Consider the following 14039-nt stretch of genomic DNA (forward strand, 5'->3'; position numbering starts at 1 on the left):
TCAGAGGCCCGGGACTCCGTGCTCTCGCAGGGGCCCGACGCGCCAGCCGTACGTCTCACAGGTGTCGAGGACGCGGGGCAGGGCGGCGAGGGTGGTGCGCCAGGAGTCCGGGGCCGAGGTGCAGTCGGAGTCGTGCAGCAGGATGGTGCCGCCGCCGGACAGATCGCGGGTGACGGTGCGGTGGACGGAGTCCGGGGTGGCCCGTTTGCGCCAGTCCTCGCCCCAGGCCGTCCACAGCGTCGGGGTCAGCCCGAGGCGGCGGCAGGTGAGGTGGGCGGCGGTGTTCATCACCCCGTACGGCGGCCGGAACAGCGTGGGCGGGCGGCCGGTGACGTCGGCGACGGCGTCGCGGGCCCGGGCGAGGTCGTCGTACGTGGCGCGCGGGCCGCGCAGCAGCAGGGGGCGGTGGTGCCAGCCGTGGATGCCGATCTCGTGCCCGGCGGCGGCCATCTCCTTGGCCAGGCCGGGCGAGCGGGCCAGCATCGAGCCCAGCAGGAAGAAGGTCGCCCGGATGCCCCGGGCGTCCAGCAGCCGCAGGAAGTGCGGGGTGGAGAGGTGGTCGGGCCCGTCGTCGAAGGTGAGCGCGACATGGTCGGGGCGGCCGCGGCCGGCGAGCCGGGGCATGGCCCGGTTGCGGAGCGGGCCGAAGGTGGAGATCACCGGCGCGGCGTGCGCGGCGGCGAGCGCGGGCAGGGCGATCGCCCCGGCCCGCCGAACGCTACGGGCCAACTGGCCCGGGCCTGACCTCATCGGTCGTCGTCCTCCAGGTAGTGGGTGAGCGCACCGAAGTGGTGGCCCGGGGACTCCCCGTAGGCGTAGGCGAGCGGGGCGCCGATACCGAGGGAGACGGTGGCCGCGACGGCGGCGACCATGAAGACCGTACGGCGCCGGGCCTGCCGTGACCTGGCGGCGAACCGCGCGGCGATGGGAAGGCGCGGCGCGTCGGCCGTTACGGCGGTCAGCGCGTCGGCCGTTGCGCCGGTCAGCGCGTCGGCCGGACGGCGCTGGGACGGTATGGGGGCTGCGGACAGGTCCGGCGTCCCCGCCGGCACCGCGGTCGAGGAACCCCGACGTCCCGGGCGTACGGCGGACAGCGGGCCACGGGCCATCGCCGTGACGGCCGGTACGGGACCGGGGGCCGCGGTGAACAGGGCCAGGCCCGCCTCGCGCTGCGCCCGGCCGCGCGGACCGTGGAGGAGTTCGGTCAGGGCCGGCGCCAACTGGTCCGGCTCGCGGACCCAGGGGGCGAGGCCCGCCTCGTCGAGCGCGGCGGCGTTGGTCTGGCCGTGCCCGGGTATGCAGCGGTAGCTGACGACCGGGAGTCCGCCCGCGAGCGCCTCCAGCGAGGTGAGCCCGCCCGCGTTCTGGACGAGGACGTCGCACGCGTGCATCAGGCCGGGCATGTCGTCCACCCAGCCGTGCACATGGGCGATGCCGTCCGCGCGCAGCCGTTCGGCCAGCGTGTGATTGCGTCCGCAGACCACGACCGGCAGCGCGACCCCGGTGTCGAGGATCTCGGCGGCGGCCTCCCGCACGGGCCCGACGCCCCATGAGCCCGCGACCAGCAGGGCGAGCGAGGTGTCCTGGGGGAGGCCGAAACGGGTGCGGGCGGCACGCCGTTCGTCCTCGTCGGCGGGGGTGAAGCGCGGGTCGGCCATCGGGCCGGTCACGGTGACGCCCGCCGCGCCCTGCTCGTGCGCCTGGGCGGCGGGTATCGCGTGGGCGGCGAGGTGGGCGTCGATGCCGGACGCCACCCACAGGGAGTGGACGGAGAAGTCGGTGAGGTAGGTCAGGGCCGGTATCGCGAGCCGGCCGCGCAGCCGCAGGGCGCCGAGGACCTGGCTGGCTCCGGGGTAGGTCGAGACGACCGCGCGGGTGTCGGGGGTGACGGTGGCGAGGGTGCGGCGTTCGGCTCCGCGCAACAGGGCCCGTACGGCGGGGTTGGGGCGTCGTTCGTGCTCGGTGGCGGCGTAGATGCGCTGGTAGCCCGCGGGGGCCCAGGTCAGCAGCCGGAGGTAGGCGCCGGAGAGCAGCTTCCCGATGCGGGCGGGCAGCAGGTCGAGGAAGTCGTGGCGGTCGACGAGGAAGCCCGCCGCCGTGAGGTGGCGGGTGAGTTCGGTGGCGGCGCCGTCGTGCCCGGCCCCCATGCTCGCGGAGATGACGGTGATGCGGGTGGGACTGTCGGAGTGGGGCACAGCGGATCAGCCTCCAGAGTGGTGAGGGCATGACGGGGGACGTCACCGACTCGCCGGAACAAAGGCGAAGGAAACAAACACAGGGGTGACCGAGGTCGCCGCCGCCGGCTCGGCGGCGCCGACCGGCTCGGCGGTCAGCTATTGAGCATTCAGGCGTCGGGAGTTCAGGCGTTGAGCCCTCAGGTGTTGAGGGCTCCCGAGCCCAGCAGCCCGAGAAGCAGCACGCCGACGACAATCCTGTAGATCACGAAGGCGTTGAAGGAGTGCTTGGCGACGAACTTCAGCAACCAGGCGATCGACCCGTAGGCGACGACGAAGGAGACGGCGGTGCCGACGGCCAGCGGTACGGCGCCCACCCCCGCGCCGACGGCGTCCTTCAGCTCGTACAGACCGGCGCCGGTGAGGGCGGGGATGCCGAGGAAGAAGGAGAGCCGGGTGGCGGCTACCCGGTCCAGGTCGAGGACGAGCGCGGTCGACATCGTGGCGCCGGAGCGCGAGAAGCCCGGGAAGAGCAGTGCGAGGATCTGCGAACAGCCCACCAGCATCGCGTCCTTGAAGGTGGTGTCGTCCTCGCCGCGCTTGTGGCGGCCCATCTGGTCCGCCGCCCACATCGCGCCGCTGCCGACGATCAGCGAGACGGCGACCACCCAGAGGGAGCCGAGCGCCCCGTCGATGAGCGGCTTGGCGGCGAGGCCCACGATCACGATCGGGACGGTGGCGTAGATGACCCACCAGGCGAACTTGTAGTCGTGGTGCTGCCGTTGCTCGCGGTCGCGCAGCCCCCGGCCCCACGCGGAGACGATCCGCACGATGTCCTTGAAGAAGTACACGAGTACGGCGGCGATCGCGCCGACCTGGATGACGGCGGTGAAGCCGACCACGGCCGTGTCGTCGACCGGGATCCTCATCAGCCCTTCGGTGATCTTGAGGTGGCCGGTGGAGGAGACGGGGAGGAACTCGGTCACTCCCTCGACGACTCCCAGTACGACGGCCTGGCCGACGCTGATAGCACTCATGGGATCCATCTCTGCGGTGAACAGGGCGAGCACGTGTCCCCCGGGGAACGGGCGCACGGCGACACATGGCAGACTCGGACCACGGCAGCATTTACACCGCCGTAGAAGCTCAAGTTTTACACGACTGTAGAAGATGGACGGGTGAACGACAAACCCATGGGCCGCGATTCAGGCGATTCACAGGCTCGGGGCTCCAAGAGGGCCAACGGCGAGCGGGAGTCCGAGATCCTCGGCGTACTCCAGCGGGCCGAGGCCGCGCTGACCCCGGGTGAGGTCGCCGAACGGCTCGGGGGCGAGCTGACGTACAGCAGCGTGGTCACGATCCTCACCCGGATGCACACCAAGCAGCTGCTCACCCGCACCCGGCGCGGACGGGCGTACGCCTACGCGCCCGTCACCGACGACCCCGGGTTCGCCGCCCGCCGGATGCGCACCGTGCTCGAGGAGCGCCCCGACCGCGAGGCGGTCCTCGCCCGCTTCGCCGACAGCCTGTCCGACACCGACGCGGACCTGCTGCGCCACCTGCTGGGACCCGACGCGGACCCCGACCGGTAGGACAAGGAGCCCGCCCGGATGCGTATCGCCGTCTATCTGCCGCTGCTGCTGTCCGTGATCGCGCCCCTCGGCGCCCGCCCGCTCTCCGAACGCTGTGAACCGCGCCTGGCCACCTGGCTGCTCACCGCCTCCGCGCTGATCCTGGGCGTGGCGACCATCATCTCGCTGGGACTACTGGCGATCACCGGCCTGATAGGCGTCCCGTTCCTCGCCGGCCTCGGCCACTGGTCGGCCCGCACCGCGCAGATCAACGACCCAGCCGAACCGCCGGTCGCACTCCTTGCCGGCCTCCTGCTCGGCGGCGCACTGCTGACCGCGGCGCGGATGCTGTGGCGCCGGGCCCGCTCCATCGCCTCCGCCATCTGGGACGCCGCGTGCATGCCCACGCCGGACGGGCTCGTCATCGTCGAGGACGAGGCGCCGGACGCGTACGCGCTGCCGGGACTGCCCGGGCGGGTCGTCGTCTCCACCGGCATGCTGCGCACCCTGGACAAGGCCGAGCACGACATCCTGCTCGCCCACGAGCGCGCTCATCTCGCCGCCCACCACTACCTGTTCGTGGCCCTGGCCGGCCTGGGCGCCGCCGCCAACCCCCTCCTGCGGCCCTTCGCCACCGCCGTCACCTACACCGTGGAACGCTGGGCCGACGAACAGGCCGCCCGCGCCACCGGTGACCGCCGCCGGGTCGCCCGCGCGGTCGGCAAGGCGGCCCTGGCCGCCCACGGCACCCCTGCCCCCCGCCTCTCCACCCTCGGCTTCCGCGGCGTCCTCGGCCGCCGGGGCCCGCCCGCCGGCGCGGGCCCGGTCCCCCGCCGGGTCGCCGCCCTCCTCGCCCCGCCCCTCGCCCGCCGTCCCGGACTCGCCCTCGTCACGATGGCGTGCCTGGCCCTCACCGTGGTGTCGACCGTCACCGCCACCCACGACCTGCACGACCTCCTGGAGGTGGTCGGCATCGCCCACCACCACGGGCCGCATCACGTCGACCTGGACGGCCCGCACCACGCCGCTTCCGTGCACTGAGGCTCCGGCCATGACGGAAACCCGCCGGGCCCTGCCCGGGCGGGCGTGCCTGGGCTCCGGGCCATGACTTCACGGCGTGGAAGAGACCATGGCGACGACGCTGTCCAACGGCAACAGCTGTACCGACGACTACTGCTTCGTGTTCGAGCTTCGCAACGGACTGATCCACCGGGTGCGCGAGTACATGGACACGGCCCGAGGCGCGCGCATGACCTTCGCCGACCAGGACGCCGACCCGACCTGAGCCGTCAAATCGCCGACGTTCCCCTCTGGCGGACGGGACCGGAGGAACGCGCGACGCGGAATCCCACGTCGTCGACCCGGAAGGTGGGGTGACTGCGGCGACGCGCGGAGGCCCGGCAGCTCCAGTGCTCGTCGAACCAGCCGCCGCCGCGCAGCACCCGGTACTCGCCGTAGACCTCGGAGTCGTAGAGGTCCCAGCACCAGTCCCAGACATTGCCCAGCATGTCGTGGAGCCCCCACTCGTTCGGCTGCTTGCCGCCCACGTCGTGGACGCGCTCGTGCGAGTTGCCGCGGTACCAGGCGATCTCGTCGAGCGGTCCGTAGTGCGGGCCGATCGTCCCCGCGCGGCAGGCGTGCTCCCACTCTGCTTCGGTGGGCAGCCGGTAGCCGTCGGCGGAGGCGTCCCACTCGACGCCTTCGCCGTCGCCGTGCAGGTGGTAGGCGGGTGTGAACCCCTCGCGCCCGGACAGGGCGTTGCAGAACCGGATGGCGTCCCACCAGGAAACGCCCTCGACGGGCAGTCGGTCCGTTCGGTGGTCGGCCCGCCCCCCGGTGACCTGCCTGTAGAGAGCCCGGGTGACCGGGAACGCGGCCAACTCGTAGGGCGCGAGCTCGACCGACCAACTGCGCCGCGTCCGGCGGTCCGAGAGCGTGACCCGTCCCGGGGGAACGGTGATCATCCTGACGCGCGCCTTGGAGTCCATGATCGGACAATGGTACGGAGGTCCAGGACTCATCGCCTGGGCATCGACAGGTCAACCGCACCGCCTTGCCCTTCGGGTGAGACAGTCCGTCGTACGGGACGGCCGGGGCGGCGCCCCAGCACCCGCCCGTGAAGGCGTCCACCAGATACAGCCCGCGCCCGCCCTTCTCCCGCCTCTCGGGCTTCAATTCCCTTATCACCGACGGGTTCTCGCCCCCGTCGTACACGACGACCCGAACACCGGTCGACTCCACTGCAGTCAGCGGACGGCGGTGCTGGAGGCCGTGGCGCGGGCCATCGGCGTGCCCACGCGCGTTCGGGGGCTGCTCGTCGACGGAGTCTTCTGGTATCCACGCTTCCCCCGGTCCAAGCCGCTGGTCCCGGAACGGGTCCTGCTCGCGTGGCCCGAGTTCCTGCTGGACGGCGAGCGGGTGCCGATCGCCGTCCCGGCCCGCATCCTCGCGGAGCCGGTGCTGGGCCGACGGGCCGCGGGACGCCGGGCCGCTCGGGCCTCGTAGCGGCGGCCGACGCCTCTGCCTCGTAGCGGCGGCCGACGCCTCTGCCTCTTGGCGGCGGCCGACGCCTCTTGTCGCATCCTTGACGCCCAAGTCATCAGAGACCCGTCAAGGCATGCTGCCTCCGGCCTCCCCGGTCTCTACCGTCAGTCGTATGGAACGCCGCAACCGCCGCAACAACGCGCGCACCGCGGTCGACGCACCCGCCCCACCCTCCGCGGAAGTCGCGCGCGACCGACTCTGGGCCCAGGACGTACGCAGTTCGATCCGCTGCGCGGCCGTGCTCCTCGCCCTTCTCCTCCTCATCGACTGGGGAGTCGGCACCCTCTCCGCGCCGCGCGCCACCCTGTGGGTCGCGCTCGCGGTGCTGCTGTTTCTCGTGCTGTACCCCACCCGGGTGTCCGCGGGCGAGGGCTGGCTGGTCTCGCGCGGGCTGCTGCGCGCGCGGCTGGTGCGCACCGACCACCTGGTGTCGGTGCGCTGCCTCGACGGAGTCGGCCAGCGGCTCGTGCTGCGCGACACGTTCGGCGCACGCGTCGAGATCGACCCCCGGGTCCTGGTCGCCAATCCGCCGCTGTGGCGCCGCCTCGACGAGGACGCGCGCCTGTCCGCCCTGCGCTCCACGCTCTCGTGCGGGGAGACCGCGCTGCACCGTGTCTCGGAGCGGATCGACCGCGAGACGGCACTGACGGTCTTCAAGGTGTCGGGGCTGGAGTGAGCGAGAGGTCGCGCGGCCGTCACTCGGTGTGCAGGACCCGGGCGATGGTCTGCCGGGCCGCCGTACGCGCCGGTATCACCGCGCCCAGTGCGGCGATCGCCACCCCGGCCAGGGCCAGCAGGGCCAGCGAACCCGGGTGCCACACGTCCAGCATGCGGGCCGGGAAGGCGAGGTGGGCGCTGTGCTCGGTCGTCCGGACCACCACCCGGTACGCGGCGACTCCCAGCGGCAGCCCCAGGATCCCGCCGAGCAGACCGAGGCCGGCCATGGACACCACCATCATCACCGTGACCTGCCGTGGCGTCATGCCGATGGACTTCAGCATCCCGAGGTCGCGCCGGCGTTCCCGGGCGCTCAGCATGACCGTGTTGAACACCCCCATCGCGGCGACCAGCGACAGCATCAGGGTCAGCACGGACGCGGAACCGATCACTGTCACGGCCCCGGCGTTCACCGATGTCTTCACGCTCGGGTAGAGCCCCGGGTCCGCGGCCCGGACGGCCTTCATATAGGCGTCGGCATCGGATCCCGGGGTGAGCCGCACCCAGTACTGGTCGGCCTGCGCGCCCGGTGCCAGGGCGGTCACCGTCGTCCAGTCCGCGCGCATCCAGTCCGCCGGACCGGACATGACCTCCCCGACCAGGGTCACGCGCTCCTGCCGTGCGCCCGCCGCGCCCAGGGCGAAGGAGTCACCCAGACGCAGACCGTGTTTGGCCAGGAATCTGCCGGAGGCCACCGCCTCGCCGGGCCCCCGCATCCACCGGCCCCTGGCCAGGTCGTCCTGGAGAGCCGACCGTCCCCCGCGTTCACCCTGGATCGACACGTCCTCGCTCTGCCCGAGCAGCCGTACCTCGGCGTAGCCCACGGCGGACACGTCCGCCGCGTGGGGCAGTTCGCGCAGCAGTGACTGGGTGGCGGCGTCCCCATGCCGCGAGGCGGTCTGCCCGAACCTGGTTTCCCCTCGCCCGACGATCACCTGGGCCCGGCCGGCGCCCTCGACCGCGTTGCCGTAGGAGACCATGGTGGCCGACAGGCCGGTGGCGAAGGTCACCGTGGCCACCCCGAGCAGTACCGCGGAGACGGTGAGCAGGGCCCGTCCGGGCCGGGCGAAGGGCAGGCCCAGGCCCAGGGTCACCGGGCGCGGCAGCCGCACCCCGCTCAGCCACCGCTGCACCACGAGCCCCCGTCCGCCACTTGGCGCACTGCCCGCGCTGATCGCACGTGCCGCGGACAGGCGGTGCGCGCGCAGCGCCGGGACCAGCGCGGCCAGCAGCACCACGGCCGGCATACCGAGGGCCGTGGTCGCGTACACCCAGGAGCCGATCGTCGGCGAGACGTTCACCGCGGCGAGGTCCGCGCCCTGGAAGACCTGGTGCAGCAGCGGTCGCGCCACCGCTCCGCCCAGAACCGTGCCGATCGCCGCGCCCGCCGCCGCCGGGACACAGACCATCACCAGGTAGACCGCGACCACCTGGTTGGGCGTGAACCCCAGGGACTTGAGCACCCCGATGTGCCGGAAGCCCGACACCACGGCACCGCTCACCACATTGCCCACGATGAGGACCGCCACCAGCAGACCGAGGATCCCGAAGGCCATGAGGAACGGCACGAAGGCGTTGGGCGCGGCCGCGACTTGCGCCTTCAGCGTCAGATACGACTGGTGGGCGACCAGCGATCCGGACGGCAGGCCGGCGGTCACCGCGGCGGTGTCCGCGGTGATCTGCCGGGCTGTCGCGGCCTGTTCGAACCGGTACAGCATCTGGTACGTCGTGGGGTGCAGGGCCGCGATCTGCTGCGGGGAGACCCATGCCTGCGCGGTCCCGCTCACGCCGGACGCGAGGCCGACGACGGTCATCGGCGACAGCCCGGGCAACTGGATCCGCTTGCCGATCGGCGAGTGCGGCCCCTCGCCCATCCCCGGCGCGTCGGGCAACGCCAGGACGATCTGATCGCGGCCGGTGGCCCAGTGTCCGGCGAAGAGGTCAAGGCGGTCGACCGGTCCACCGGGCTTCGCCCGCCCCACGACGGTCAGGGGGCCGGGCCCCATCCCGGGCATCTCGGACGCCGCGTTCTGCGGCATGTCGACCACGGCTTCCGGGAACGGCCCGGCGGAGGCCCGCACGCCCGAACCCGAACGGTGCGCGGTCCGCGCCAGCTCCGCACCGGAGACCTTCGCCGCGTCGAAGGTGGCGACGACGTGCGCGCCGTGCGCCTGGCCGAAGAGCCGGTCGAACGGTCCGGACGCGACGTCCAGCAGGCCGAGGGCGACCACGAGGGCCATGCTGGAGACCAGGACCACCGCCCCGATCACGGAGGTCTGCAGCCGGCGGCGGCGTACGGCCGCGCGCGAGGCGCGCCACACCGCGCTCATGCCGACCGCTCCAGGGTCCGCTCACCGGTGATCCGGCCGTCCGCCATCGTCACCAGGCGGCCGGCACAGCGCGTCGCCAGCCGCTGATCGTGCGTCACCAGCAGAAGCGTCTGGCCCAGTTCGTTGAGGTCGATGAGCAGATCCATCACCTGCTCGCCCGCGTGGCTGTCCAGCGCGCCGGTCGGCTCGTCCGCCAGCAGCAGCGCCGGGCGGTTCATCAGCGCGCGGGCCACCGCGACACGCTGACGCTCGCCGCCGCTGAGCGCGGCGGGGTAGACGTTCCTGCGGTCGGCGATACCGAGCTCGTCCAGCAACTCCAGCGCCCGGCGCCGGGCCTGACGGGCCGTCGTGCCGGTGAGCTGCGCGGACAGGGCGACGTTGTCGATCGCGGGCAGGTCGTCGATGAGGTTGAAGAACTGGAAGATCATGCCGATGCGGCGGCGCCGGAAGAGTGCGAGGCCGGTCTCGTTGATCCGGCCCAGGTCCTCGCCGTGTACGCGCACCGAGCCGGCGCTCGGCCGGTCGAGCCCGGCGACCATGTTGAGCAGGGTGGACTTGCCGCAGCCGGACGGACCCATCACCGCCACCGCCTCCCCGGCCCGGATCTCCAGCGACACCCCGTCCAGGGCGACGGTGTCGCCGTACTCCTTGCGCAGGCCGCTCACCCGCACGGCTTCCTGGTCGCGCACAGCGGCCGGGGCGGCGGCCGGGACGACCCCCGGGGCCGTGTCGTCGCTGATGTCTTCGGTGGTCATGGCAGGGACGGTAGGCGGCGGGGGCCGCCCTGGCGTCAGTCCCCGGAGGTAACCCCCGACGGTGGTCATCCTGGCGATGTACGGGGTGGACCTGCGGGTGGACGCCCACTCGCCGGCCGCCTGGCACGATGGACGACGTGTGGACATCGGGGACGGGCCGGCTGCTCATCGCCCTCGCGGGGGTGAGCCTGGCGGTGGCCGGGCTCGCTGTCGTGTTGCTTGCGCGGGCCCGCCGCCGCCATCGCAGGGTCCTGGAGGAGCGGGGCTGGCTGCTGGAGCGCGAGCGGGAGGCCGCCGCCCGCACGGCGGTGGCGGCCGAGCGCGCCCGCATCGCCCGCGAACTCCACGACATCGTCAGCCACAAGGTCAGCCTGATGGTCGTATCGGCGAGCGCCGCGCGCGAGGTGCTGGCGACTCTGCCGGACGAGGCGGAGAGCGCACTGCGGGCCGTCGAGGGTGCCGGACGCGACGCGATGACGGAACTGCGCCACCTGCTCGGCCTGCTGGCGCCGTCACCCGACGGTGACGACGGCGACGACCGGGCCGGGCCGTACGGCGAAGGGGACCTCTCCGGACTCGCGCCGCAGCCGAGCCTGAGTCAACTGAGCACCCTCGTCGACCGGATCGCCTTCACCGGCCTCCCGGTCGAGGTGCGGATCTCCGGTGAACCGCGCCCGCTGCCGCCCGGTATCGACGTCACCGCCTACCGGATCGTCCAGGAGGCGCTGACCAACGCGCTCAAGTACGGCGACGGCGGCAACGCGGCGGTGACGGTGCGCTATGCCGACCACAGTCTGCGGGTCGAGGTGCTCAACAGCGGACCGAGCGTGCTGTCCGCCGACCGCGCGAGCACGGATGCCGGACCGGGCGCCCGCAGACGCCGGGACGACGGCACCGGGCGCGGTCTGATCGGTCTGCGCGAGCGCGTCGCCGTCTACGGCGGCCGCTTCGACGCCCGGCGCCGCATCGGCGGCGGCTACCGCGTCCGCGCCCGCATCCCCCTGGAGCGCCCGTGACCGAAACCGTCCCCGACCGCCGCGCCCCGCGCGTCCTCGTCGCCGACGACGAGGAGCTCATCCGCACCGGCTTCCGCCTCATCCTCACCTCGCGCGGCATCGACGTCATCGGCGAGGCCGCAGACGGCGTACAGGCCGTCGCGGAAGCCGAACGGCTGCGCCCGGACGTCCTTCTGATGGACATCCGGATGCCCCACCTGGACGGTCTGGAAGCCACCAAGCGCGTCCTGCGGCTGCTCCCGCACTGCCGGGTGCTCATGCTCACCACCTTCGACCTCGACCACTACGTCTACGCGGCGCTCGCCGCCGGGGCGAGCGGATTCCTGCTCAAGGACGTCACCGCCGCCCACCTCGCCGCGGCCGTGCGACTGGTGAACACCGGCGACGCCCTGCTCGCCCCTTCGATCACCCGCCGTCTGGTCGAGCGCTACGCGACCGCCCGCGATGCCGAGCAGGCCTGCACGTCGCACCGCCCCGCGACTCCGACCGCCGCGGCCCGCACGCTCGCGGTCCACCGCGACCTCGCTCCGCTGACCCCCCGTGAACTCGAGGTGCTGGCCCTGATGGGCCGCGGCCTGTCGAACAACGAACTCGCCGAAGCCCTCACCCTCAGCGAGGCCACCGTGAAGACCCACGTCGCCCGGATCTTCGCCAAGCTCGCCCTCCGCGACCGCGCCCAGGCCGTCGTCCTCGCCTACGAGACCGGCCTGGTCGCCCCCGGCGGCGGAAGCGGGCGCCCGCAGGAGCGCGACCTCCAGAGGAGGAGCAGGCCGGAGTGAGTGTCGGGCCCCCTCCTGGCTCCTCCCCCGGCTTACCCTCCGCCCGTGTTCAATGTCACGGGGATCCTCAAGCGGCTGGTGATCGGCCGGGCCATGCGCAGCGAAGAGCTGCACGAGACGCTGCTGCCCAAGCGGCTCGCCCTGCCGATCTTCGCCTCGGACCCGCTGTCCTCGGTGGCGTACGCGACCCAGGAGATCCTGCTGGTCCTCACCCTGGGCGGCCTTGCCTACCTGCACTTCACTCCGTGGATCGCGGCCGCGGTCGTGGCGCTGTTGGCGGTCGTGGTGCTGTCGTACCGCCAGGTGGTGCACGCCTACCCGAGCGGCGGCGGCTCGTACGAGGTGGTGTCGACGAACCTCGGCCCGACCGCCGGACTGGTCGTCGCCGCCTCGCTCCTCGTCGACTACGTCATGACGGTGGCCGTCTCGGTCGCCTCCGGCGTCGACAACATCATCTCCGCCGTCCCACGCCTCGCCGACCACCGAGTCCTGATGGCGATCGGCTTCGTGGCGGTCCTGACGGCGATGAACCTGCGGGGCGTCCGAGAGTCGGGACGCGCCTTCGCCGCACCGACGTACCTCTTCATCGGCGGTGTGCTCGTCATGGTGGTCACGGGCCTGATCCGCTACGCCCTCGGGGACGCACCGGTGGCCGAGAGCGCCGGGTACGGGGTCACGCCGGACCCTTCGGACTCGAACCTGACGGGCCTCGCCCTGCTGATGCTGGTGCTGCGCGCGTTCTCCTCCGGCTGTACGGCGCTGACGGGGGTGGAGGCCATCTCCAACGGCGTACCGGCCTTCCGCAAGCCCAAGTCGAGAAACGCGGCCGAGACACTGACCGCGATGGGCGCCCTCGCGATCGTCATGTTCGTGGGAGTCACCGCGCTGGCGCTGATCACCAAGGTGCACATCACGGACGACGCGTGCCGGCTGACCGGACTCACCGGCGACTGCGGCTCGTACACCCAGCGCACGGTCATCGCGCAGATCGCGGCGGCGGTCTTCGGCGGCGAGCACAGCGTCGGCTTCTACGTCATCCAGGCGGCGACCGCGCTGGTCCTGATCCTGGCGGCGAACACGGCCTTCAACGGCTTCCCCCTGCTCGCTTCCATCCTGGCCCAACACCGTTATCTCCCCCACCAGTTGCACAACCGGGGCGACCGGCTCGCCTTCTCCAACGGCATCCTGGCGCTCGCGATCGTCGCGGCTCTGCTGCTGTGGGGCTTCAGGGCGAACGTCACCAGTCTCATCCACCTCTACATCCTGGGCGTGTTCACCGCCTTCACCCTCTCCCAGCTGGGCATGGTCCGGCACTGGAACAGAGAGCTGCGCGCGGAACGCGACCCGGCTCCGCGGCGCCGCCACCACACGGCCCGCGTGATCAACGCACTCGGCTCGGTCGTCACCGGCCTGGTCCTGGTGATCGTGCTGGCCACCAAGTTCACGGAGGGCGCGTGGCTCGCCGTACTCGCGGCGATCGTGCTGTGGGTGATGATGCGCGGCATCCGGCGTCACTACGACGCCACCTCCGCGGAGCTGGCGGTGACCGACCCGAAAGTCGAACTCACCCGTCCTTCAAGGGTGTTGGGGATCGTCCTGGTCTCCACCCTGCACAAGCCGACCCTCCGCGCCCTCGCCTACGCGCGCGCCTTCCGCCCCGACCGGCTGGAGGCCCTGACGGTCTCCGTCGACCGTGACGAGGCGGCGGCGCTGCTCAGGCGCTGGGAGGAGTACGGAATCGAGGTCCCGCTGAAGATCATCGATTCGCCGTACCGCGAGGTGACCCGGCCGGTCGTGGAGTACGTCCGCTCGATCCGCCGCGAGAGCCCGCGGGACATCGTCGCCGTCTTCGTCCCCGAGTACGTCGTCGGACACTGGTGGGAGAACCTGCTGCACAACCAGTCGGCGCTGTGGCTGAAGAACCGGCTCCTGTTCACCCCGGGGGTCATGGTCACGAGCGTGCCGTGGCAGCTGACGTCCTCGGCCCATGCAGACCGGCCCACGGCCAGGGCGCCGGGGTCCTTCCGGCGGGGGGAGCCGCAGGGGCCGGCGCCCCGGGCGGGCTCCCGGCAGCGGTGACACGCCCGCGGCGGAACTCGGTTCAGCGCACCCCCGTTCCGCTGAACCGGGGTTTGAGGTCCCGGAGGCGGCCA

The 14039-nt window shown here is 72.6% G+C and carries 13 protein-coding genes and 1 pseudogene; 8 read left to right on the top strand and 6 right to left on the bottom strand.

Features of this window, described 5'->3' with window-relative positions:
* From ABZ656_RS01175 to ABZ656_RS01185, 3 genes are all read right to left on the bottom strand, one after another.
* On the bottom strand, nucleotides 1-750 hold the full coding sequence (locus tag ABZ656_RS01175) for a polysaccharide deacetylase family protein (protein ID WP_180362008.1): 750 nt from the start codon (nucleotides 748-750) through the stop codon (nucleotides 1-3).
* Nucleotides 747-2195 (bottom strand): glycosyltransferase, encoded by a 1449-nt coding sequence (locus tag ABZ656_RS01180; protein WP_360263251.1) that lies wholly within the window; start codon nucleotides 2193-2195, stop codon nucleotides 747-749. The genes ABZ656_RS01175 and ABZ656_RS01180 overlap by 4 nt, the downstream gene beginning before the upstream one ends.
* Before the next feature lie 179 nt (nucleotides 2196-2374).
* On the bottom strand, nucleotides 2375-3211 hold the full coding sequence (locus ABZ656_RS01185; RefSeq protein WP_360263254.1) for an undecaprenyl-diphosphate phosphatase: 837 nt from the start codon (nucleotides 3209-3211) through the stop codon (nucleotides 2375-2377).
* 141 nt (nucleotides 3212-3352) lie between these two features.
* Here ABZ656_RS01185 and ABZ656_RS01190 point away from each other — a divergent pair, with 141 nt between their 5' ends.
* The 3 genes from ABZ656_RS01190 to ABZ656_RS01200 all read left to right on the top strand — a co-directional run bounded on the left by ABZ656_RS01190 (nucleotide 3353) and on the right by ABZ656_RS01200 (nucleotide 5030).
* Entirely contained in the window at nucleotides 3353-3766 is a 414-nt protein-coding gene (locus tag ABZ656_RS01190) for a BlaI/MecI/CopY family transcriptional regulator (RefSeq protein ID WP_360263257.1), read from the top strand.
* An 18-nt stretch (nucleotides 3767-3784) separates the two neighbouring features.
* Nucleotides 3785-4786, top strand: coding sequence for a M56 family metallopeptidase (locus ABZ656_RS01195; RefSeq protein WP_360263260.1), 1002 nt, complete (start codon nucleotides 3785-3787; stop codon nucleotides 4784-4786).
* Nucleotides 4787-4874: 88 nt separating this feature from the next.
* A complete protein-coding gene (locus ABZ656_RS01200; protein WP_218977816.1) occupies nucleotides 4875-5030 on the top strand; it encodes a hypothetical protein in 156 nt (51 codons plus the stop codon).
* A gap of 4 nt (nucleotides 5031-5034) precedes the next feature.
* Here ABZ656_RS01200 and ABZ656_RS01205 read toward each other — a convergent pair whose 3' ends face one another.
* Entirely contained in the window at nucleotides 5035-5733 is a 699-nt protein-coding gene (locus ABZ656_RS01205; protein ID WP_360263264.1) for an SUMF1/EgtB/PvdO family nonheme iron enzyme, read from the bottom strand.
* Nucleotides 5734-5986: 253 nt separating this feature from the next.
* Between ABZ656_RS01205 and ABZ656_RS01210 the strand changes: the two are divergent.
* Together ABZ656_RS01210 and ABZ656_RS01215 are read left to right on the top strand one after the other, a co-directional pair.
* Nucleotides 5987-6172, top strand: a pseudogene (locus ABZ656_RS01210) (transglutaminase domain-containing protein); the annotation flags it as partial.
* Nucleotides 6173-6401: 229 nt separating this feature from the next.
* Nucleotides 6402-6965: a hypothetical protein gene (locus ABZ656_RS01215; RefSeq protein ID WP_360263267.1), complete on the top strand. Its 564-nt coding sequence runs from the start codon at nucleotides 6402-6404 to the stop codon at nucleotides 6963-6965.
* A gap of 19 nt (nucleotides 6966-6984) precedes the next feature.
* Here the strand turns inward: ABZ656_RS01215 and ABZ656_RS01220 are convergent, their stop codons facing one another.
* Together ABZ656_RS01220 and ABZ656_RS01225 are read right to left on the bottom strand one after the other, a co-directional pair.
* Complete coding sequence (locus ABZ656_RS01220) at nucleotides 6985-9336, bottom strand: FtsX-like permease family protein (protein WP_360263270.1); 2352 nt, start codon at nucleotides 9334-9336, stop codon at nucleotides 6985-6987.
* Nucleotides 9333-10091, bottom strand: coding sequence for an ABC transporter ATP-binding protein (locus tag ABZ656_RS01225; protein WP_360263273.1), 759 nt, complete (start codon nucleotides 10089-10091; stop codon nucleotides 9333-9335). The genes ABZ656_RS01220 and ABZ656_RS01225 overlap by 4 nt, the downstream gene beginning before the upstream one ends.
* 137 nt (nucleotides 10092-10228) lie before the next feature.
* Here ABZ656_RS01225 and ABZ656_RS01230 point away from each other — a divergent pair, with 137 nt between their 5' ends.
* From ABZ656_RS01230 to ABZ656_RS01240, 3 genes are read left to right on the top strand one after another with little or no spacing between them, the layout of a single operon-like run.
* The gene (locus tag ABZ656_RS01230) at nucleotides 10229-11107 is read left to right on the top strand and encodes a histidine kinase (RefSeq protein WP_360263276.1); all 879 of its coding nucleotides are present in this window, start codon (nucleotides 10229-10231) and stop codon (nucleotides 11105-11107) included.
* Nucleotides 11104-11886 (top strand): response regulator transcription factor, encoded by a 783-nt coding sequence (locus tag ABZ656_RS01235; protein ID WP_101399972.1) that lies wholly within the window; start codon nucleotides 11104-11106, stop codon nucleotides 11884-11886. The genes ABZ656_RS01230 and ABZ656_RS01235 overlap by 4 nt, the downstream gene beginning before the upstream one ends.
* Nucleotides 11887-11931: 45 nt before the next feature.
* A complete protein-coding gene (locus ABZ656_RS01240; protein WP_101403654.1) occupies nucleotides 11932-13965 on the top strand; it encodes an APC family permease in 2034 nt (677 codons plus the stop codon).
* Nucleotides 13966-14039: the final 74 nt, after the last annotated feature.

The sequence above is a fragment of the Streptomyces sp. NPDC007095 genome (genome assembly GCF_040634475.1).
Classification (GTDB): Bacteria; Actinomycetota; Actinomycetes; order Streptomycetales; family Streptomycetaceae; genus Streptomyces.

Excerpts from the sequence above, each read along its gene's own strand:
- ABZ656_RS01185 (WP_360263254.1), bottom strand. The coding sequence starts at position 3,211 with ATGAGTGCTATCAGCGTCGGCCAGGCCGTCGTACTGGGAGTCGTCGAG.
- ABZ656_RS01200 (WP_218977816.1), top strand. The coding sequence starts at position 4,875 with ATGGCGACGACGCTGTCCAACGGCAACAGCTGTACCGACGACTACTGC.
- ABZ656_RS01220 (WP_360263270.1), bottom strand. The coding sequence starts at position 9,336 with ATGAGCGCGGTGTGGCGCGCCTCGCGCGCGGCCGTACGCCGCCGCCGG.
- ABZ656_RS01215 (WP_360263267.1), top strand. The coding sequence starts at position 6,402 with ATGGAACGCCGCAACCGCCGCAACAACGCGCGCACCGCGGTCGACGCA.
- ABZ656_RS01205 (WP_360263264.1), bottom strand. The coding sequence starts at position 5,733 with ATGGACTCCAAGGCGCGCGTCAGGATGATCACCGTTCCCCCGGGACGG.
- ABZ656_RS01175 (WP_180362008.1), bottom strand. The coding sequence starts at position 750 with ATGAGGTCAGGCCCGGGCCAGTTGGCCCGTAGCGTTCGGCGGGCCGGG.
- ABZ656_RS01195 (WP_360263260.1), top strand. The coding sequence starts at position 3,785 with ATGCGTATCGCCGTCTATCTGCCGCTGCTGCTGTCCGTGATCGCGCCC.
- ABZ656_RS01225 (WP_360263273.1), bottom strand. The coding sequence starts at position 10,091 with ATGACCACCGAAGACATCAGCGACGACACGGCCCCGGGGGTCGTCCCG.